The sequence below is a fragment of the Halorubrum sp. CBA1125 genome (assembly GCF_009742825.1).
Taxonomy (GTDB): Archaea; Halobacteriota; Halobacteria; order Halobacteriales; family Haloferacaceae; genus Halorubrum.
Map to the genome: position 1 here is coordinate 16,161 of NZ_WPCE01000008.1, position 18,293 is coordinate 34,453.

The 18,293-nt window shown below is 60.0% G+C and carries 16 protein-coding genes and 2 pseudogenes; 11 read left to right on the plus strand and 7 right to left on the minus strand.

The genetic code is table 11. The features are described 5' to 3' along the window. Nucleotides 1-191 precede the first annotated feature (191 nt). From GJ633_RS02050 to GJ633_RS02065, 4 genes are all read left to right on the plus strand, one after another. Entirely contained in the window at nt 192-2,138 is a 1,947-nt protein-coding gene (locus GJ633_RS02050; RefSeq protein WP_156586749.1) for a thiamine pyrophosphate-binding protein, read from the plus strand. Between the two features lie 111 nt (nt 2,139-2,249). Then, on the plus strand, nt 2,250-3,950 hold the full coding sequence (locus GJ633_RS02055; RefSeq protein ID WP_156586751.1) for a glutamate synthase-related protein: 1,701 nt from the start codon (nt 2,250-2,252) through the stop codon (nt 3,948-3,950). Between the two features lie 15 nt (nt 3,951-3,965). After that, a complete protein-coding gene (locus GJ633_RS02060; RefSeq protein ID WP_156586752.1) occupies nt 3,966-5,234 on the plus strand; it encodes a M20 family metallopeptidase in 1,269 nt (422 codons plus the stop codon). Further along, on the plus strand, nt 5,231-6,016 hold the full coding sequence (locus tag GJ633_RS02065; RefSeq protein ID WP_156586754.1) for a sulfite exporter TauE/SafE family protein: 786 nt from the start codon (nt 5,231-5,233) through the stop codon (nt 6,014-6,016). The genes GJ633_RS02060 and GJ633_RS02065 overlap by 4 nt, the downstream gene beginning before the upstream one ends. 28 nt (nt 6,017-6,044) lie before the next feature. Here GJ633_RS02065 and GJ633_RS02070 read toward each other — a convergent pair. Both GJ633_RS02070 and GJ633_RS02075 read right to left on the minus strand, forming a co-directional pair. After that, nucleotides 6,045-6,293: pseudogene (locus GJ633_RS02070) on the minus strand (winged helix-turn-helix domain-containing protein); the annotation flags it as partial. 49 nt (nt 6,294-6,342) lie between these two features. Further along, complete coding sequence (locus tag GJ633_RS02075; RefSeq protein WP_321168866.1) at nt 6,343-6,723, minus strand: winged helix-turn-helix transcriptional regulator; 381 nt, start codon at nt 6,721-6,723, stop codon at nt 6,343-6,345. A 144-nt stretch (nt 6,724-6,867) separates the two neighbouring features. Here GJ633_RS02075 and GJ633_RS02080 point away from each other — a divergent pair, with 144 nt between their 5' ends. Beyond that, nucleotides 6,868-7,173, plus strand: coding sequence for a putative quinol monooxygenase (locus tag GJ633_RS02080; protein WP_321168867.1), 306 nt, complete (start codon nt 6,868-6,870; stop codon nt 7,171-7,173). A gap of 263 nt (nt 7,174-7,436) precedes the next feature. Here the strand turns inward: GJ633_RS02080 and GJ633_RS02085 are convergent, their stop codons facing one another. The 3 genes from GJ633_RS02085 to GJ633_RS02095 all read right to left on the minus strand — a co-directional run bounded on the left by GJ633_RS02085 (nt 7,437) and on the right by GJ633_RS02095 (nt 9,689). Next, nucleotides 7,437-8,555, minus strand: coding sequence for a HEAT repeat domain-containing protein (locus GJ633_RS02085; RefSeq protein ID WP_156586758.1), 1,119 nt, complete (start codon nt 8,553-8,555; stop codon nt 7,437-7,439). A gap of 161 nt (nt 8,556-8,716) precedes the next feature. Continuing rightward, nucleotides 8,717-9,295, minus strand: coding sequence for a glutathione S-transferase C-terminal domain-containing protein (locus GJ633_RS02090; protein WP_156586760.1), 579 nt, complete (start codon nt 9,293-9,295; stop codon nt 8,717-8,719). Nucleotides 9,296-9,407: 112 nt separating this feature from the next. Then, nucleotides 9,408-9,689: a cation:proton antiporter gene (locus GJ633_RS02095; protein ID WP_156586762.1), complete on the minus strand. Its 282-nt coding sequence runs from the start codon at nt 9,687-9,689 to the stop codon at nt 9,408-9,410. 297 nt (nt 9,690-9,986) lie between these two features. On the opposite strand from GJ633_RS02095, the gene GJ633_RS02100 reads away from it, so the two are divergent. Next, nucleotides 9,987-11,993: an SLC13 family permease gene (locus GJ633_RS02100; protein ID WP_156586764.1), complete on the plus strand. Its 2,007-nt coding sequence runs from the start codon at nt 9,987-9,989 to the stop codon at nt 11,991-11,993. A gap of 55 nt (nt 11,994-12,048) precedes the next feature. Here GJ633_RS02100 and GJ633_RS02105 read toward each other — a convergent pair whose 3' ends face one another. Beyond that, nucleotides 12,049-12,906, minus strand: a complete 858-nt coding sequence (locus tag GJ633_RS02105; RefSeq protein ID WP_156586766.1) for a universal stress protein — start codon at nt 12,904-12,906, stop codon at nt 12,049-12,051. A gap of 63 nt (nt 12,907-12,969) precedes the next feature. After that, nucleotides 12,970-14,271: a TIGR00341 family protein gene (locus tag GJ633_RS02110; RefSeq protein WP_156586768.1), complete on the minus strand. Its 1,302-nt coding sequence runs from the start codon at nt 14,269-14,271 to the stop codon at nt 12,970-12,972. 409 nt (nt 14,272-14,680) lie between these two features. On the opposite strand from GJ633_RS02110, the gene GJ633_RS02115 reads away from it, so the two are divergent. The 5 genes and pseudogenes from GJ633_RS02115 to GJ633_RS02135 form a co-directional block, all read left to right on the plus strand. Beyond that, nucleotides 14,681-15,010 carry a hypothetical protein gene (locus GJ633_RS02115; protein ID WP_197431190.1) on the plus strand — a complete coding sequence of 110 codons (330 nt, stop codon included), beginning with the start codon at nt 14,681-14,683 and terminating at the stop codon, nt 15,008-15,010. 347 nt (nt 15,011-15,357) lie between these two features. Further along, nucleotides 15,358-16,515 carry a hypothetical protein gene (locus GJ633_RS02120; RefSeq protein ID WP_156586770.1) on the plus strand — a complete coding sequence of 386 codons (1,158 nt, stop codon included), beginning with the start codon at nt 15,358-15,360 and terminating at the stop codon, nt 16,513-16,515. Between the two features lie 66 nt (nt 16,516-16,581). Next, nucleotides 16,582-16,803: pseudogene (locus GJ633_RS02125) on the plus strand (hypothetical protein). 123 nt (nt 16,804-16,926) lie between these two features. Then, nucleotides 16,927-17,928, plus strand: coding sequence for a DUF6610 family protein (locus tag GJ633_RS02130; protein ID WP_156586772.1), 1,002 nt, complete (start codon nt 16,927-16,929; stop codon nt 17,926-17,928). Nucleotides 17,929-17,999: 71 nt separating this feature from the next. Further along, a partial coding sequence (locus GJ633_RS02135) for a hypothetical protein (protein ID WP_321168868.1) occupies nt 18,000-18,293 on the plus strand: 294 nt, incomplete at its 3' end.

The window sequence follows — 18,293 nt, forward strand, 5'->3', positions numbered from 1 at the left end:
GGGGAGTGGTCCGAGCAGGCTCACCGTGCCGTGACTAGCCTCGTGGATGCGAAAACGTAGTCAAGTAATCGATATATAAATGCTATGGTGAGATGAAACGCGTTTGAACGCCCCCAGCGTCATTAACCCTGTTCTCCACGGCTGGCAAAGATATGGCCGATAGCTCGTCCCCGAACACACCACACGGGGACATGACGTGGTACAAGGCGCTTTCTCCAACTGAACTTCCAGAGGGTCGGGTCAAGGCTGTCAGCTGTGGCGATACGACCGTCGCTGTAACCCATCACGATGGGGAATATGCTGCACTCGATAACAGCTGTCCGCACCAAGGTGGCCCACTAGGCGAGGGTTCGATTGAAACTGGGTGGCTCCGCTGTCCATGGCACGGATGGGACTTCGATCCGCTAACCGGTGAGACGCCCGGGTCACACGACGACTGCGTCCAGACGTTTCCGGTCGAAGAACGCGACGACGGCATCTACGTCGGTTTTCCCGAGGAAGAGCCCCACGAGCGGACAGTATCTGACGTCATCGCCGAGACGCTGGTCAACTGGGGCGTCCGGCAGGTCTGGGGGATCGTCGGCCACTCGAACCTCGGTCTCGCTGACGCGCTCCGCCGCGAGGCCGACCAAGGAAACCTCGCGTACTACGGCGTCCGTCACGAGGGCGCCGGCGCGTTCGCCGCCTCGGCCTACGGGAAGCTCACCGGTCGGCCAGCGGCTTGTTTCTCCATCGCTGGGCCGGGGGCGACGAACATGCTCACGGGATTATGGGACGCCAACGTCGATGGTGCGCCGACCATCGCGCTCACGGGGCAGGTCGAGTCGCAGGTGCTGGGCACGGGCAATTTCCAGGAGGTCGACCTCGAGGCCGCCTACGGCGACGTCGCCGAATTCGAGGCGACTGTCCTGCCGGACAGCCAGCACGCTGAACTCGCGACCCGTGCTGCCAAGACCGCGATCCTTGAACGAGGTGTCTCACACCTGATCTTCCCGGACGAGATCCAGACCCAGTCCGCAGAGGGCGTCGAGCCGGGCGATCCCGAGGGACGCATCACGGAGCGCGACATCAGCCCACCAGAGGACGCGCTCCGTGATGCTGTGGATCTGCTCGAAACCGCCGAGCGGCCGGTCATCATCGCCGGTCACGGCGCACGGTTCGAGATGGACGGGATCGTCGACCTCGCCGAGCAGTTCGACTGTCCGGTGCTGACGACATTCAAAGCGAAGGGGCAGATTCCCGACTCGCATCCGCTCGCGGGGGGCGTCCTCGGCCGGAGCGGAACGCCGATTGCGAGCCACTTCATGAACGAGGCGGACCTGCTGGCCGTCTTCGGGGCGAGCTTCTCGAATCACACGGGCATTGCGGAGTACAAGCCGACGATTCACGTCGACTACGACGCGATGACCCTCGGGAAGTTCCACAGTATCGACGTGCCCGTCTGGGGCGAGATCGGCGTCACCGTCGACGAGCTGCTGGGTCGCATCGATAACGTGGAGGCGGAAAGCCAGCGTGAGGAACTCGCTAACCGGTGGGAGATCTGGCGCGAGGAGAAGGCGACGCGACGCACCCAAACGCCCGAGCGTGGCGTCAACTACGCCACGACCTTCGACGCGATGACGCGGCTCGTCCCGGACGACGCCATCATCCCTGTCGACGTGGGGAACAACACCTACGCCTTCGGGCGGTACTTCGAGCCGGAACACCAGTTCGTGCTCATGTCAGGCTATCTCGGCTCGATCGGCTTTGCGTTCCCCGCAGCGCTCGGTGCATGGGCGGCCACACAGGAACCCGAGTCGCCGTTCGCTGGTCGCAAAGTGGTCTCAGTGTCCAGCGACGGCGGCTTCGGCCAGTACATGAGCGAGTTCACGACCGCCGTCAAGTACGATATGGACGTCACGCACGTCCTCTTGAACGACGACGAACTCGGGAAGATCAGCAAGGAGCAGCGCACGGGCGGCTGGGACGTCTGGCAGACCGATCTGGTCAATCCTGAGTTCGCTGCATTCGCCGAAAACTGCGGCGGTCACGGCGTCTTCGTCGACGACGTCGACGCACTCGACGACGCTCTCGAAGATGCAATCGCGTACGATGGCCCCGCCCTCGTCGAAATCCTCACCGACTCAGACCCGGTGTGAACATTCCCGAAACGACACTCCAATGATGATACTCACTACATCGATTTCCGGTCAGCAGTCGTCGAGTCGCATCGAGCGTCGATCTACCCCCCAGGAAGGGAGGTACGCAATATGAGTCGCTCTAACGAGGGGACGGCCGAACAGATCGCCGTCTGGAGCGACCTCCCTGATCGTGAGCCCACACACGCCCGCGTCGATGGCATCGACCTCGTGGTCGTTCGCTACGACGACGAGGTGTCGGTCCTGTACGGACGCTGCCTGCATCGCGGGGTGCTCCTCGGCGACGGCCACGTCGAGGGGCACAATCTCATCTGCGGCGTTCACGGTTGGGATTACCGATACGACACGGGCGTCAGCGAGTACGATAACTCGGAGGTCCTCGAGAAGTTTACCGCGTGGGTCGACGAGGACGAGGACGCCGTCTTCGTCGACGCCGCAGAGGTCGCGGCGTGGGCGGACGAGAATCCACAACCGTACGATCCCCCCGAGGCTGGAGACAGCGACGACGGAGCGATGCAAGGGGCCACCGACGATATCGATGGTGGATCGGTCGACCCCGAGTTCTACGGCGAACCCGACTACGAAAAAGAGCCGTACACACACTACATCCAGAGTCTCGCCCAGAAAGGACCCGATGGAATCGGTGAACATGGTGACGTCTCGGCGATGGGAGTTCCACGTTCGGAGCTTCCCTCTTGGGACGACCTACAGCTCCTGACTGCCCAGCTCGCCCGAACCCCACTCGACGACGAGGCCCCAGTCGACACGGAGCTGGTGATTGGCCCGAACGCGGAGAATCCGCTCCAGCTGGAAATCCCGATCTTCGTGAGCGACATGAGCTTCGGTGCGCTCAGCGAGGAGGCGAAGATCGCGATCTCGAAAGGGGCTGACCAGGCGGGCACAGGCATTTGTTCCGGCGAGGGCGGGATGCTCCCCGAAGAACAGGAGGCCAACTCCCGGTACTTCTACGAGTATGCGACGGGGAAGTTCGGCTGGGACATCGACCTCGTCAAAAAGGTCCAGGCGTTCCACTTCAAGGCCGGTCAGGGTGCGAAAACCGGTACGGGCGGCCACCTTCCCGGCGAGAAGGTACAGGGTCGGATCGCGGAAGTCCGCGACCTCAAACCGGGGACGGACGCCGTGAGCCCGGCACGGTTCGACGACCTGCGCACCCCTGAAGATTTCGCCGAGATGGCCGACCTCGTCCGGGAAGTCGGTGGCGGCATCCCGATCGGATTCAAGCTCTCCGCTCAGCACGTCGAGGAGGACATTGATTTCGCGCTGGAGGCCGGTGCCGATTACCTTATTCTGGACGGCCGCGGCGGAGGCACTGGCGCAGCACCGGATGTATTCAAGGACAACATCTCGGTCCCGACGATGGCAGCGCTCGCCCGTGCCCGCCGTCACCTAGACGGACGCGACCGGTCGGACGTGACGCTGATCGCGACGGGTGGTCTCCGCACGGAATCGGATTTCATCAAGGCGATGGCGCTTGGGGCGGACGGCGTCGCGGTCGCCAACTCGGTGATGCAGGCGATCGGTTGTCTCGGGATGCGGGCCTGTGACTCGAACAACTGCCCCGTCGGGATCGCCACCCAGCGAGAGGACCTCAGAAGTCGACTCGTTATCGACTCGGCCGCCGACGGCCTACAGAATTTCTTCGAGGCGACAGTCGAACTGATGAAGGTGATGGCCCGCGCCTGTGGACACGACAGTCTCTCCGGGTTCGAGCGTCGTGATCTGTCGACTTGGAAGAAAGATATCGCCGACCTGACCGGCGTCGAGTACGCCGGCGTCGGCGGCCAGCAGTGATACAGACTCACATAAATGAACACTACCGAGTTACCCGCGGCCGTCGCCGAATACCTCTCGAGTAACCGCGACGAACTCTTCGAGTTCACCGAGACGCTCCTCAGTCACGATACCCAGAATCCGCCGGGACGAACCGTCGAGGTCGTCGAGTGGCTCGAAGACGTGCTCGACGAGCCGCCGTTGGCAATCGAGCGGTATGAAGTCGACCCCGAGAAGCCGAATCTCGTCGCCACGCTCCCCAGCCGGGCCGACCGCACGCTCTGTTTCAACGGCCACCTCGATACTGTCCCGTTCGACGATAGCGACTGGGCGTACGATCCGCTGGGTGAGCGGAACAACGAGCGTATCTACGGCCGCGGAGCGACCGACATGAAAGGATCGGTCGCCGCGATGTTACAGGTCGCCCTCGCATACGCTCGGACCGGGACGGAGCCGCCAGTGACACTCCAGTTCGCGTTCGTCAGCGACGAGGAGACGGGTGGCGATGCTGGACTCATGACACTCCTAGAGACGACGGAGTTCGACCCTGATGCCTGCGTCGTCGGCGAGACCACCTCTCGAAACGGGCGCTACTCCGTCTCGGTGGCCGATCGCGGGAACATCTGGCTGACGCTGGAGGCGACCGGGACCGCCGCTCACGGTTCACGGCCGATGATCGGAGAGAATGCGATCGATCGCCTGACTACGGCAGTCGAGCAGCTGCGAAGCGAGTTCGGGCAACGGGAACTCTCGGTCGATTCGTCGATGGACGAAATTATCAAGGAGTCGGTGGATTTCTACGAGCCGGAGGCCGGGGCCGAGGCGACCCGCCGCCTGTACCGCTACCCGACGATCAATCTCGGCATCATCGAGGGCGGAACGGCGATCAACATGGTGCCGGCCTCGGCGTGTGCGAGAGTCGATATCCGATTGACCGCCGGCGTCGATACCAGCGAGACGCTCAGCGGGATACGGAACTGCCTGGCCGGGATGGACGGCATCGAGATTACGAATCTCTCGTGGACCCGTGGGTCGTACGAGCCGCTCGGGAGTCCGGTTGTCGAAGCGAGCGCCCAAGCAGCCGAACACGTCGTCGACGACCAGGTCTACCGACGGAGCGCGACCGGGGGTGGCGACGCCAAGGAACTCCGACACGAGGGGATTCCCACGGTCGAGTTCGGCTTCGGAACCCAGACGGCGCACGGAACTGACGAGTACACGACGACCGAGGCCCTAGTTCGAAATGCTATTAACTACGGCACACTCCCAGTCCTCTACGACCAACTCACGAGCGCTGACAGATGATTGCAGCCATCGGGGGGCCAACAGTAGCGCTGCTGACGCTCGTTATTCTGCTCGCCGGAACGACGAATGGATTGGCTGGCTTCGGGTTCGCCCTCGTCGGAACGATGGCACTTGCGACGGTGATCGATCCGGCGACGGCAGTCGTGTTCATGATCATCCCGATTCTCGCGGTGAATCTCTCGCTGGTACGCGAACTCTCCCGTGAAGAGCTTCGAACCTGTAGTCGACGGTTTGGACCACTCATCGGTGCAGCGCTGGTCGGCACGGTTGTCGGGATGGCTGTCCTCAAGAGTGTTCCGTCGGCCCCCCTGCGTGTCGGTCTCGGCGTGTTGACGCTCGGGTTCGTCGCGAGCGCCCAGCAGCGGATTCCTCTCCCCGAGTGGTCGGCAGGTGGGACCGGTACGTTCAGTCACACGCCAGTTGGAATGCTCGGTGTCGGCAGTATCTCTGGACTGCTGTTCGGCGGGACGAACGTCGGAGTACAGTTCATCGCGTATCTCCGGAGCTTCGACCTCTCACACGGATTGTTCGTCGGCGTCGTCGCGCTCGTATTCTTGGGACTCAACGGAATTCGGGTTGGTGTGGCGGGTCTATTTGGGCTGTATCCGAGTCGGATACTCCTGCTCGCGTCCGTCGTCGCTGCCGCGCCGGCAGTCATCGGGGTCGTAGTCGGGAAGCGTCTGCGAGTTACTGCCAACGAGCGCTCTCGCAGACTCGTCGTCTTAGGTCTCCTCACCCTGGTTGGATTCCGTTTGGTCGGCGGTGGATTGGGACTGATCTAGCGTCGGTGCCAATACGATGGCCGTCACGCAATCTCAGTGAATAGATCCGCTGTCTCGCATCCATGAACGAGATACGGGGGGAGACGATCCCGTTCTCCTCGAGTTGCGTAAGCGCATAACGAACGGTGCGGGGCGGGAGAAGCGTTGACTCAGCAAGCTCCGACTGCGTGCTATCACCCTCGTATTCGAGCGTTTTTGCGACGAGTTTCGCACTCGGTGGGAGGTTCGCGAGGTCAGCAGTAGATTCCTGAGGTGACAGAGACGGCTGATCAGGCATGAATACCAGAAGGGCATGGAAACGACTTAACAGACTATCGAACGTGTGATTACATTACACAACGGTCATTTGTCGGGAGTTCCTCGGCCGTCGAGGCCCACTCCAACAGTGGTTCGAGACGGGCCTGCACCGCATCTCCATCATCAGTCAACGAGTACTCGACACGAGGGGGAATCTCGTTATACTGGGTTCGAGAGATCAGTCCGGCTTCCTCGAACTCGTCAAGCCGTTTGGAGATGGTCGAGGTGCTCGCTGTCGGTAGGTGCTCCTCGATCTCTGCGAACCGGAATCGACACCTGTCCGCCCACGGGTGGCCCGGTGGTGGGGCCCTCTTTGCGCACGTTCTCGACGCGACGACTACGGGAATCGCACACAGTAAATCCCTCTGTCGCTCTCTGTTGGAGAATGCGTTAGAACCAAATCGTCTCACCAGACGGACGCGGCACCTACCTCAAAAAAAAACCCATCCGCGTCGGTGGCCGACCACAGACCAGCCTGTCACCGGATCCGCTAGGGTGGTTCAAGCGCCAACCCGGTGAGGATTTATTGTGGCGTTCGTTCTATTAGCTCCACAGTGATTGTTTTACACGCGACATTCCCACTCGATCCGGCGACCCGTGACGAAGCACTCGACCTCATCGAAGACCTCGTCGAGCAGTCTCAGCAGGAAGACGGGATGATCGACTACCGCGCCGCGACGGATATCGCGGACCCGAACGTGGTTCGATTCTTCGAACAGTACGAAGACGCCACTGCATTCGAGGCCCACTCACAGACGGACCACTTCCAGAGATTCGAAGAGCGGCTCCCCGAACTGCTCGCAGGTGAGCCCGAAGTCCTCCAGTTCGAGGTCGACTCGGCGACCGAACTCGAGCTCTAACGACCGGTCTCCGTGGGCCCCGTCCGATGCCAGTCGACCCCGATTACCATGTCGGCCTGACGTCAAGGCGGTCATCGCGTCCCGGTCCCAACCGGCGGAGAAGCCTTCCGCTACAATACCTGTGGTGAGGGCGAGTAGCCCGATCAGAGACGGACCTCTGAATCACTGATCGGCACCGTGTCTGCCAGAGGACAGCGACGAGAAGGCTTTGTGTGCCGTCACAGCGACGATGTGGTATTTTCCGGTCCAGACTGCACTGACAGTCACTCGGACGCGACCTGACGTCGTTCCGGATGCTCGAACTCGAACTCCTCAGATTGGATCATTGCCAAGGTTTCTTCGATAGACGGCCGGTCGCCCCAGAACGTCCCGTAATACGCGAAGCGGACAGTCCCAGTCGGATCGACAATCACCGTCGCAGGTCGATTGATATACTCGGCGTGGACGGCGTAAGCCATCGGATCGACGCCGTATTTCGCGCCGACAGCCCCTGCACGATCGAGGAGGTGTGGCCACCAGATCTCCTCGGCGTACGACTCAATAAACGACTCCTCTGCGAACCAGTACTCCGGCTCGAGCTCCCGCCCGACCATCACACGACCGCGATACTGGCCGTGACATTCGATCGTCGCCACGTTGATATCCGCCTCCTGTAGTTCCTCGCGAAGCTCGATCAGTTCGCCGAACTCGCGGTGACAGACCGGACACCAGTCGGCGAACACCCAGAGCAGGACCGTCCGCTCGTCGTCTCCGATCGAATCCTCCAGGTCCCATGTCCGTCCCTCAGTATCCGGCAGTACGAATGACGGCGAAGCCTCACCGACTGCCAGCTGTTCGAACGTGTCCTCGTCGAGATTTCGATACGCGGCCTCCAGCTCGGGTTCGGCGACTGCGCCCTTTTCGATGCGGTCGATCGAAAGTTCGGCTTGATGACGGACATCTTTCGAGTCGTCGTTCGCGTGCCGGTCACGTAGCAAGTCCAGCGACCGAGTGGCACCGATTTGCCCCAACGCGACGATTGCCTGCGATCGTGCCAGTGGGTCCGGATCTTCGCGGACCATCCGTTCGAGCGAGTCGAGCTCGCTCTGGGCTCGCAGAATTCCCAGCGCCGTTGCACACACGTAGCGTACCTGTACGTCGTCGTCCTCGAGTCCGACAGCGATTTCAGACGTTTTGGCGTCCCCGAGCCGAACGAGATCGCGGACGGCGAGCAGTCGGACCCGCCAATCGTCGTCGTCGAGGTCCGCAATGCCGTGCTCTTCGAGCCTCCGATCGACGGTGAAGCTTGTCTCGTCAACAGGGTGGAATGTGTGCGTCCGGACACGGTCGAGTACCGCCTCTACGGACAGTCCATCGGAGGAACTCGCTTCGGTATCGTTCATACATCCACGATGCGACCGGCCCGGAAAAGGATACGCGACGGGGAGACCGAGACGGCAGCGGAAGCCGGGTAACCGTTCCGTGAAATCAGATCCCGAGTGTCTCACCCGTTCAAGACACGTGGACCGACCGGTGCGCGTTCAAAATACACCAAGAGTCGGGGCTACGACGGTCGAGCCGTGGTTTCGTCGGGACTTGAAAGTTGATCGCGGTCGTGGGGTTGGTCGTAATCGAGCCCCGGCCCGATCGGCGTAATCTCACCCTGGTAGTAGCCGTCGTCTTTGATATGCTCCATCCGTACCGTCTCCTCGAACCCCGGCGTCTGGTAGAGATCGCGTAGATACGGCCAGAGATTGTCGTACTGGTGGAGATACTGTCGGTTGCACTTGAACGTCGTATGATAGCACTCGTCGAATCGGATCAGCGTCGGGAACAGACGCACGTCGGGGAGCGTCAGCCGGTCGCCGGCGAGATAGCGCTGGTCGGCGAGGACCTCATCCCAATGGTCCAGCGCGTCGAAGACGTCGGTGACGGCTTCGTCGTAGGCAGTCTGTGACTCGGCGAAGCCGGCCCGATAGACGCCGTTGTTGACCGAATCGTAGATCGAATCGGTGATCCGGTCGATTTCGACGAGATGGCCTTCGAGGTCGAGAGAGCACTCTGCGAGCAGCAGGACATCAGCATCCACCAGAGCGTCGAGGAACGCCGCGAGGAACTGGAGGACGCTCGCCAGGCTGTCCAATCAGAGACTACCGATAGGGAGGAGTCACAGACCGACACCGGCGGGTGCGTGAGTCCGAGGTAGAGAGCAAGCCCCACTCCTGACAGAAACGGGATAAAGACCGTAAGGACGCTCACCACCCCACCTGCCACGGTTCGCGTTTGATGAGGCTAGGGTCGAGTTCGAAGCCTGCCTGGAACATAATCAGCAACAGACCAAATGCTGCGAGCGTAACGAGGAAGTCGAACCCCGGTGATGCTGGACCAACGACGCCGAGGATTGAGCCAAAGAGAATCCCAACCAGGATCTCGATTGCAACGACTGGAATCCCGTAGCTTTCGAGGAACCGAGGGCTGTAGCTCGTACCGTAAACGACTGTCAGAACGAGCACGAAATGGAAGGTGAATTCAGCCATAGTAATGACGTAGTGATATCAGGGGATCACTTTGGTTTCAGCGTTAGGAAACATTTTAGACATTCTCCCGGAAGTGACCTGCTAATCTATCGAATCCATTTGTGTCGAGGAATCTCTCACTACTCCCGGAGTCTGGTAATCGATTATCTGGAACACGGATCTGCCCACTCTGCTCTATTTCGATTCGATTTCCTGTTGGTAGCACGGTCGTTCACCACTGCCGGGCGCGAGCATCTAAATTCGAGAGAACCCCAATTCTATATAATCTTCCAGATACTCCTCCGGGATAACAAATAAATGAGTGCTGTCTTCTCTTCCTTCTCTTTGAGCGCTGGATGGGTTCCACAGCTACTCCCTGTGCAGCTGCCGGTCTCTCTCGACGTGGTCGTCGTACTGACGATCATCGCCGTCGTTTTCGTCTTCTTCGTTACCCAACCGGTTCCGATCGACGCCACCGCGGTCGGCCTTGTCGTCGCACTCGCGCTCCTCGGCGAGTGGACTGGTGTGTCACCGGAGCAGGCAGTCTCTGGATTCTCGAACCCCGCGACGCTCACTGTCCTGGCGATGTTCGTCCTGAGCGAAGGTATCCGACGGGCCGGCATTATCCAAATCCTCACGCGAAAATTGATCGCGTTCGCCGGGGACGACGAGTTCCGGCAGTTGCTCGCCACGGTCACGCTCTCCGGACCGCCCGGTGGGGTGGTCAGCAACGTCTCGGTCGTCGCCGTGTTGATACCTGCGATAATGAACCTTGCCCGGCAAACGAAGACATCGCCCTCGAAGCTCCTGATCCCACTGTCGTTTGCCTCGATGCTCGGCGGCATGCTCACCGTCGTCGGGACGATAACGAACCTCCTGGCGAGCGAGGTATGGGTTCAGGTCGGCGGTCCCGATGCAGAACCGTTCGCGCTGCTCGAGTTCACGCACCTGGGTGCTATCGTGTTGCTCGTAGGGATCGTGTACCTGCTCACCGTCGGTCGATACCTCACTCCAGCACGGATCGAGCCGGCGGAGTCGCCCACCGACGCGTTCGGTATGACCGACTATCTCACCGATGTCGTCGTCATGGAGGATTCGCCGCTCGTCGGTTCCTGGGTCAGGGAACTGGGCGAGGAGGGCCTCGATCTCGACGTGTTTCAGATCGTTCGTGGCAACCGGACGCTCGCCCGCGGACTCGGATCGGAACGCATCCAGGCCGGCGACGTCCTCTCCGTCAGAGCCGACCAGGAAACCCTCCAGGAGGTCATCGAGCAAGACCACTTGCAGCTGTTACCGGAGGTCCTGGAGGCGGCCACCGAGGACGATGCGTCTCTCCCGCCCGGCTTCTCGCCACGGCGTCACGGCTGGGAGCCCCCCGACGCGGAGCGCAGCGGCGCTCTCGCCGAGGATGAGATGTCTAGCGAAGATACGGAGGAGGACGGCGATGAGACGGCTGAGGAGGTCCCTGATGAGGAGATCGAACTTACCGAAGTCGTGCTATTGCCCGGGCCCTGGTCGAGTCGGCGCAGCGGTGTCGCAGACTTCGAGCGCGACTACGACGTGACAGTGCTGGCGATCCGGCGCGGCGACGAGGTGATCCGCCAGCGCCTCCGGGAGGTCCGGTTACAGGCCGGCGACGTTATCCTCGTCCAGGCACCCGACCAAGTGTTAGATCGCATCGCACGGGACACGAATGTCGCCATCGCGGGCGAGGACAGATGGGAGGACTTCGACCGGTCGAAGATTCCCATCGCGCTGGGAATCCTCGTCGGGGCCCTCGGACTCGCGGCACTCGACGTGCTCACGCTCATGGTGAGTGCGCTGACGGGCGTCGCGGCGATGTTCTTCACCGGCATCCTCACACCCGAGGACGCATACGAAGCCATCGACTGGGAAGTGATCTTCATGGTGGCGGGTGTCATTCCGCTCGGTATCGCGGTCGAGGCGTCCGGGACGGCGGCCCTCATCGCCGACCTTGTCGTTTCGGTCAGCGGTCTCCTTCCCGTGATCGCGGTTCTAGGGCTGTTCTACCTTGGAACCGCGATCATCACGGAAATGATCAGCAACTCCGCCAGCGTCGTGTTGTTGCTACCGATCGGGGTCGAGGTTGCCGGCCAGCTCGGCGTCAACCCCTTCGCGTTCGTGATGGCCGTGACCTTCGCGGCCAGCACACCGCTACTGACCCCCGTCGGCTACCAGACGAACCTCATGGTCTACGGTCCCGGCGGGTACAAATTCACGGATTTCGCACGCGTCGGCGCACCGTTACAGTTGATACTAACTGTCGTGACGACTGTTGGTATCGTATTCTTCTGGGGCCTGTGACTTTAGAACGGACGTTCGGCTGCTTGTGGCCTTGGAGGAGTATTTGTTGACAAACCTATTTCACCGATATAACAGGTACATCAGCACGGCGAATTACACGTTCGGTAACACTACCGAGGAGGAACCGACGTATACCCTTCCGACCGTGAGTCCCCATTACGATACAATCGACATCGTGCTCCTCCGCATATCTGACAATCTCAAGATAGGGCGGGCCATTCAATACCGAGGTTTCAGTCGGCAAGTACGTCGACGATTGGACCTTCTCAAGGGCGAGGTCTAGCGCCTTCTCACCGATTTCCTCAAGGGCTTCTCGTAGCCTCTCGACTCTATCGCCGTTGATCACCTGTCCTATCTCGACGACGTAAATAACGTGCAGTGTCGCGTCGAGCGATCTTGCCAGTTTACCCGCATGATCAACAGCAGTATGTGCACACTCGCTTCCATCGGTCGGAACGAGTACTGAACCGATCTCTGGATCGATAACAGTCTCCTCGTGAACGGTCATGACTGGTACGGGAGACTCGCGTAGGGTTAGTTCTGCGACGCTCCCGAGGACAGCCCGGCTGAGGCTAAGTCCACTCCTGCCTAGGGTTCCCATCACAATACAGTCGATACTGTGTTTGTCTGTGTAGGTGAGGATCTCTTGATGAATTGACTTTGACTTTTCAATGACCGCCCTCGTAGCTTCGACATCAGAAGAAGCAGCCAATTCGACAGCCGCTTGTACTGCTTCCTCGCCACTTCGGTCGGGGCCATTGACACCAACAGCATCAGTGGCGGTTTGGTCGTGTTCAAGGACGTGAATTACGTGTAGTTCCGCGTCAAACTGATCGGCGAGTGTAACAGCTGCTTCAGCCGCGGTCGACGAGGCTCCACTGCCGTCAGTCGGTAGTAGAATGCGTTGGTACATGATTTTTTATCTAACTGAGCTATTGGCCTTTGTTCAGATAAACGGTTACCCCACCCTCCGGCACTACCCCGGTTCTTGAACAGTTAGGTATCGAACCTGTACAGCTACGTTGCGACCTGCGATCTCATCAATACGGGTGTCCAACCGATCTCCCAGTTCTGGCGGGGCTTCTCCTCGAGGGGCACCGATTAAGATGGTTACCTTGGAGGGACGCTGCGCGAGCAGATTTTCCGAATATTCGAACTGGACCTCGAGTAGAACGAACTCTGAATAAACCGGTTCATCGAGAATTGATTGGATATCATTTTGAATCGATTGCTCGGAAGTGGCAGTCTGATACGAGGAGAACGTAACAGTTCCGAGGAATGCAGAAAGGATCAGAATGCTAATCAGGAGAATGCCAACACGTTTGACGAATGTCTTTCTGGTCTGCTCCATACGGAACCATTTCTCAGGCCGGTATCCCATATACCAGAGCACAAGAAGTGCGGCGAGATTGATCGACAGGACGTTTACGAGGAGCAACACGCCGGAGCCCACGGCGAGTGCCGTATTCCCCCACGCGATGGCGATACCGACCGTCGCTGCGGGAGGGACGAGTGCCACCGCAATCATGACGCCAACTAGTGCCGATGAGAGTCCCGAAGCAAGGCTAATCACTCCAGCGGCACCGGACCCGAGGGCAACCATGAGTGACAGGACGTCCGGCCGGAACCGTTCTCGGATTTGCGAGATCGACAGAATATCTAAGCCAGGTGGGACGAGATTCCCTGTTCTAATGAGAATCGCAAAAAGAGCGGCACTCGCAACCGTGAGTGTGACCCCGATGAGCTGTAGCTTGACACCGTCTCGAAAGAGGTCTTGATCTCGGAAGACCGTACCAACGCTCGTCGCCATTGCGGGACCAATGAGCGGTGCGATCACCATTGACCCGACGACGACGGCAGCCGAATCTAAAAGCAATCCTGCCGTCGCAATGATCGCACTTACGATAGTCATCCCAGCGTATATCGGCATGGACGCTGGGACGAGATCCTTGGCCGCACTTTGTAGTTCTCCCTTCGCAATCTGTTCAGGGCTTTCAGAATCCTCTGTAAATCGCTCTTTGAGCTGGTCGTAATCGCGGGAGGCAACTGATTCTGTCTCGACTGTCACCGTAATAGCATCCTCGTTGATACCGGTTTCTCGGAGGCGGTCTAACACCGGCTCAACAGCACTCGTTGGAAGGGGGAAATGAACCGCAGAGGTGTATTCGCGTCCGCTCGTTTCATCAGTAAGTGTATAATCTATACCTTCGTCATCAAGAACATCAAGAACAGCCTCTCGTTTTCCGGTCGGAATAGTCACGAAAACTAGCCGAGCCATAAGAATCATGACTCAGCCCCACGGGATAAATGATGCTACAATCGTGGTGTAAAAGAGATATATTTGAGAAACGGATTAGGAAGCCACCTGTGTCACTGTGAACTCCATCACCCACTTGATAGGATGGGTGCACCACCGAATGGCACGAGTTCTTGAACGTCTGTTGCTCAATGTCTCGTATTAATTTCGACGCCTATGTCTCGACCTGCGCCGTTGCTACGATCTTGTCCGTCTTGAGGTCGAGAGGTCGTCGGACCGGCTACGGGGACGAGGGTAAGCGAATGACGCATGGCTCTTTCGGCGGCACTCCGTACCGAAGCTACACAAGACGTCGCGGTCAATATGTTCTGTAAGAAGTACGGAGCTCTTCTTAAGGAATGGTACGAAACAGGGACGATACTCAGTCACCGTGGTCCCGGCCGACCTGCGGGTGGTAGACCCCTCAAGACTTCAGGTAGACGAGTCAGCTCTCACTGGCGAATCCGTCCCCGTCGGGAAGACGAGCGAGCCCCTAAATGATGACGTGCCCCTCGCCGAGCGCGAGAACATGCTTTACAAAGGGACGTACCTGACGCGGGGAACCGCAATAGCAGTCGTCGTCGCCACGGGCCCGGACACGAAATTGGGGCAGATATCAGCATTGCTCCAAGAGACAGGTGAAAAGAAGACGCCACTCCAGGAGAAGCTCGACGAGCTAGGACAGAAGCTCGTTCCATTACTCCTCGTGGTGGAGGGGTGAGGGGATTCAATCCTCTCGTGGTAATGATGGAAGATACACCAGACCGATCTGGAGGAGAGATTTCTAGTCCACAGAGAGGCGATTTGACGAGAATCGAGCGACTGGAGTGGCATCTCACCACTGCTTTGGCAAGTGCTGAAGCAGCGGACACAAAGGCTCATCTCCGACAGACACTTGCCGAGTGCCAAGACCTCCCGCCGGCACCACTCATTGAGTGTCCGCTCTGTGGAAAAGTCGGCCTGCCAGAGCGTATCCAATCCCACGAGTGTCGACAGTCGTAGCGTCGTTTTTTTGCGCCCCAATGGGTGGAGGCGCAGACCAGAACACATCGCGCCTTCGGAGTACATATGAAAGACCCAGAGACAGCCACGGTCTTCGCAGGCCTCGATAGACGTACCGACACCGAACTCCCCGAGTGGTACGCCGAACAACACGGTAGTCCTGAACCAATCAGCTTCAGTGCGGCGATTCGAGAACTCCCACAGGCAATCGATACAGCAGTCGCGTATCGCAACCCGTACAGCGACGAGTGGGTCGAAACCGAGCGGTTCAACGCAATCGTCGAGCCGTCGCGGTTACGAACAGAAGCAGACGGCGACACCGGGACGGAGTCACTATTTCACATCCCGACTGACTCCTACTCGATCATCAACCCGGTCGACGTCTACGGGCCGCTGGAGGAGGTCCTCCGCGAGGAGACCATCGACGGGACGCCGCTGGGCGAGGTGATGTTCGGCGAGATTCGGCGCTACCGGGGTGGCGGCGAGGTCCACATGGACATCATGTTCGACGGCCTCGAGGTGCGACTCCCCGGCCGGTTGGACCCGATCACGATGGGCGTCACGTCGGGCTACGACTTCTTCGGCGAGCACGCCGTCTACGTGGGGGGGTTCGCTCAAGACGGGTACTGTTCGAACACGATGCGCTCGCTCACCGACAAGGAGGTCATCAAACACGTCGGCGACGTGCGGAACTTCCGGACCTGGTGGGAAGAGCTCCTCGCACAGGTCGAACTCGTCGCCGACGACCTCTTCGAGTTCATCCGGGACGCTCAGGACATCGAGCTCGACTTCTCGGAACTCCCGTTCACCGTCACGGAGTTCTACACCCTGCTGGGCTTCCCGGACTACCTGGCCGAGCGTGCCGCCGGCGATGCAGAAGCCAATGCGGCGTCTCCCTTCGAGATCGACATGTGGACGCTGCATTCCGGCGCAACGTACGCGCTCACCCACTTCTTCCAGGGGAAAGAAGGGGCGTCTCTCGATCAGTACGTTCGGATCGCCAACGACATTCTGTTCAACCCGGAAGGCACGATCGAGCGCATCGAGCAGGCGTACGAGCAGCAGTTAGAGGCGGACGGAGACGACGGGTCGCAGGCCTCGCTGGAGGGTGAACGAGCGCTGGCGAGCATCGAGCGCGTCAGCGACGACCTGCAGGAGAAAGTCGAACAGTTCGAAGAACGTGAAGACGCGCTGCGTGAGCGGTTCCAAGAGGCGATGGCCTGACGCCGCGGCGATGATGTAGTCGTCTGTTCTGTTTTTCTCGCCCTCGAGGGGTGGAGGGCTACCGAGATGGAACAGTCCACGATTAGCGACGGGAGTGACGACGAATTCCCACCTGAGAAGCGTCTTGAAGCACCGAATTACCGATAGGTCAAGGCCGGTATCGCGACGATCCCGGATATGGAAATCCTCCAAGAGTGTGTTGCCTACGAGAACGCCCACCAGAATCGGACGCAGATCCTGCGCCGGCTCAAGTGGAAGGCTGAAGAGCTCCGTGAGGGCGAAGAGTAAGCTCTGTTCTTAACCAACATATTCCGCGTGAGTTCCCCTATTGGTGGTTAACCCGCTGTGCCTCGGTTTTTCGGGCCCCTGAATGGGTGCGGGGCAGCCAGCAGCGACCTCGCGAGCCCAATCATGTCCCTCGATTTGAGTACAGACTCCAGCACGGCTAGCGACATCGCTGCCGCCAGACAAGCAGACCATATAGCGTTCCTTCATCGAGCTCCATTCGCGGCTGATGCTCTAGCTCTCGGATTTCTTCCCGGGTTTCGGGAAGACTGTGGGTATCAAGCAGACCAGTACCTGAACCTCGAGATGCCTGTCGGGATGCTCGACAACGACTTCCGGAATCCCGACCTGGAGCGGTTCGTCGAGCGATTCTTCGAGCACGAGCCTCGGGTCGGTGTCATCGGCGACATCTACGAACCAACTGACGTCGACGCCCACGTCGCTGCTGCTCGTGAGATCCAAGCGAGCTATCCCGAGGCCGAGCTCATCGTCGTTCCGAAGTCCCAGGCGGTAATCGACGCGATACCCGAGACCCTCGTCCTCGGGTATTCACGGGGATACGCCGACCGCCTGGCCCACGAGTTCTCTGACCCAGCCGATTGGAGGGGGCGGCGCGTCCACATCCTCGGTGGGAGTCCGCCCAAGCAGCTCGACGCCATTCGACAGTTGACCCGACCGACACTCACGGACGAGCCACCAGCCGACATCGTCGGCGTCGACTGGAACGGGCTGCATCGCGGCGCGCAGTTCGGCGAGTTCTGGACGGCCGACGGCTGGGACGACAGCGGTCGCGACGCCGACCACGTCACCGTGCGAAAGACGGTGCGCCACAGCCTCGCTCGCGTCCGTGAGTTTTGGAGGACCCACGGAATCTGGCCCGAAACGACACCGCAAAACGAGGGACTCAACGTCCAGTACGAGGGACCGAGTCCAGCCGATCTCGAGGACGCCGCCTGTACCGAGTGCGGGACGAACGTCTGGCGAACTCGCCGCGGCCCGTACGTCGCCGAATACGATACCGGCGCAATCTGTGGATACTGCAGCTACGAGTGCTACTTCAGCCACCGTCATCGGAATAACCTGGAGGAGATCGCCGGCGAGCAGAGCGTCTACCTCCCGCCGGCGTGACTTCGTGACCTGTTTTTCGTGCCCCCAGAGAGGGCGAGGGCTCCTTCGAGAGCCCTCAGAGGTGACTTCCAGTGAGTCAACAACAGAGTCCCGACAACGTCTCGATCGACGAAATCCCGGTCGATATCGACAACACGCAATCAGCGGAGGTCGATTCCGCCGACGTCCCCGACGAAATCGAGTCTATCACCCGTTGGCTCGCCGGTGAGCAGCCGCCGACGAATCCGCTGGTCGTGCTGAAAGCGGCCCGGTGGTGGTACATTCACGGCAAGGGCGGGACAGATCCCGCCTTCCAGTGGGCCATCGAGTGGGCGCGTCACCTTGCGACCGACACGCCTAGCGACATCGAGCGGTTCGACGAGTTC

Excerpts from the sequence above, each read along its gene's own strand:
- GJ633_RS02050 (WP_156586749.1), top strand. The coding sequence starts at position 192 with ATGACGTGGTACAAGGCGCTTTCTCCAACTGAACTTCCAGAGGGTCGG.
- GJ633_RS02055 (WP_156586751.1), top strand. The coding sequence starts at position 2,250 with ATGAGTCGCTCTAACGAGGGGACGGCCGAACAGATCGCCGTCTGGAGC.
- GJ633_RS02060 (WP_156586752.1), top strand. The coding sequence starts at position 3,966 with ATGAACACTACCGAGTTACCCGCGGCCGTCGCCGAATACCTCTCGAGT.
- GJ633_RS02065 (WP_156586754.1), top strand. The coding sequence starts at position 5,231 with ATGATTGCAGCCATCGGGGGGCCAACAGTAGCGCTGCTGACGCTCGTT.
- GJ633_RS02085 (WP_156586758.1), bottom strand. The coding sequence starts at position 8,555 with ATGAACGATACCGAAGCGAGTTCCTCCGATGGACTGTCCGTAGAGGCG.
- GJ633_RS02095 (WP_156586762.1), bottom strand. The coding sequence starts at position 9,689 with ATGGCTGAATTCACCTTCCATTTCGTGCTCGTTCTGACAGTCGTTTAC.
- GJ633_RS02100 (WP_156586764.1), top strand. The coding sequence starts at position 9,987 with ATGAGTGCTGTCTTCTCTTCCTTCTCTTTGAGCGCTGGATGGGTTCCA.
- GJ633_RS02105 (WP_156586766.1), bottom strand. The coding sequence starts at position 12,906 with ATGTACCAACGCATTCTACTACCGACTGACGGCAGTGGAGCCTCGTCG.
- GJ633_RS02110 (WP_156586768.1), bottom strand. The coding sequence starts at position 14,271 with ATGGCTCGGCTAGTTTTCGTGACTATTCCGACCGGAAAACGAGAGGCT.
- GJ633_RS02120 (WP_156586770.1), top strand. The coding sequence starts at position 15,358 with ATGAAAGACCCAGAGACAGCCACGGTCTTCGCAGGCCTCGATAGACGT.
- GJ633_RS02130 (WP_156586772.1), top strand. The coding sequence starts at position 16,927 with ATGTCCCTCGATTTGAGTACAGACTCCAGCACGGCTAGCGACATCGCT.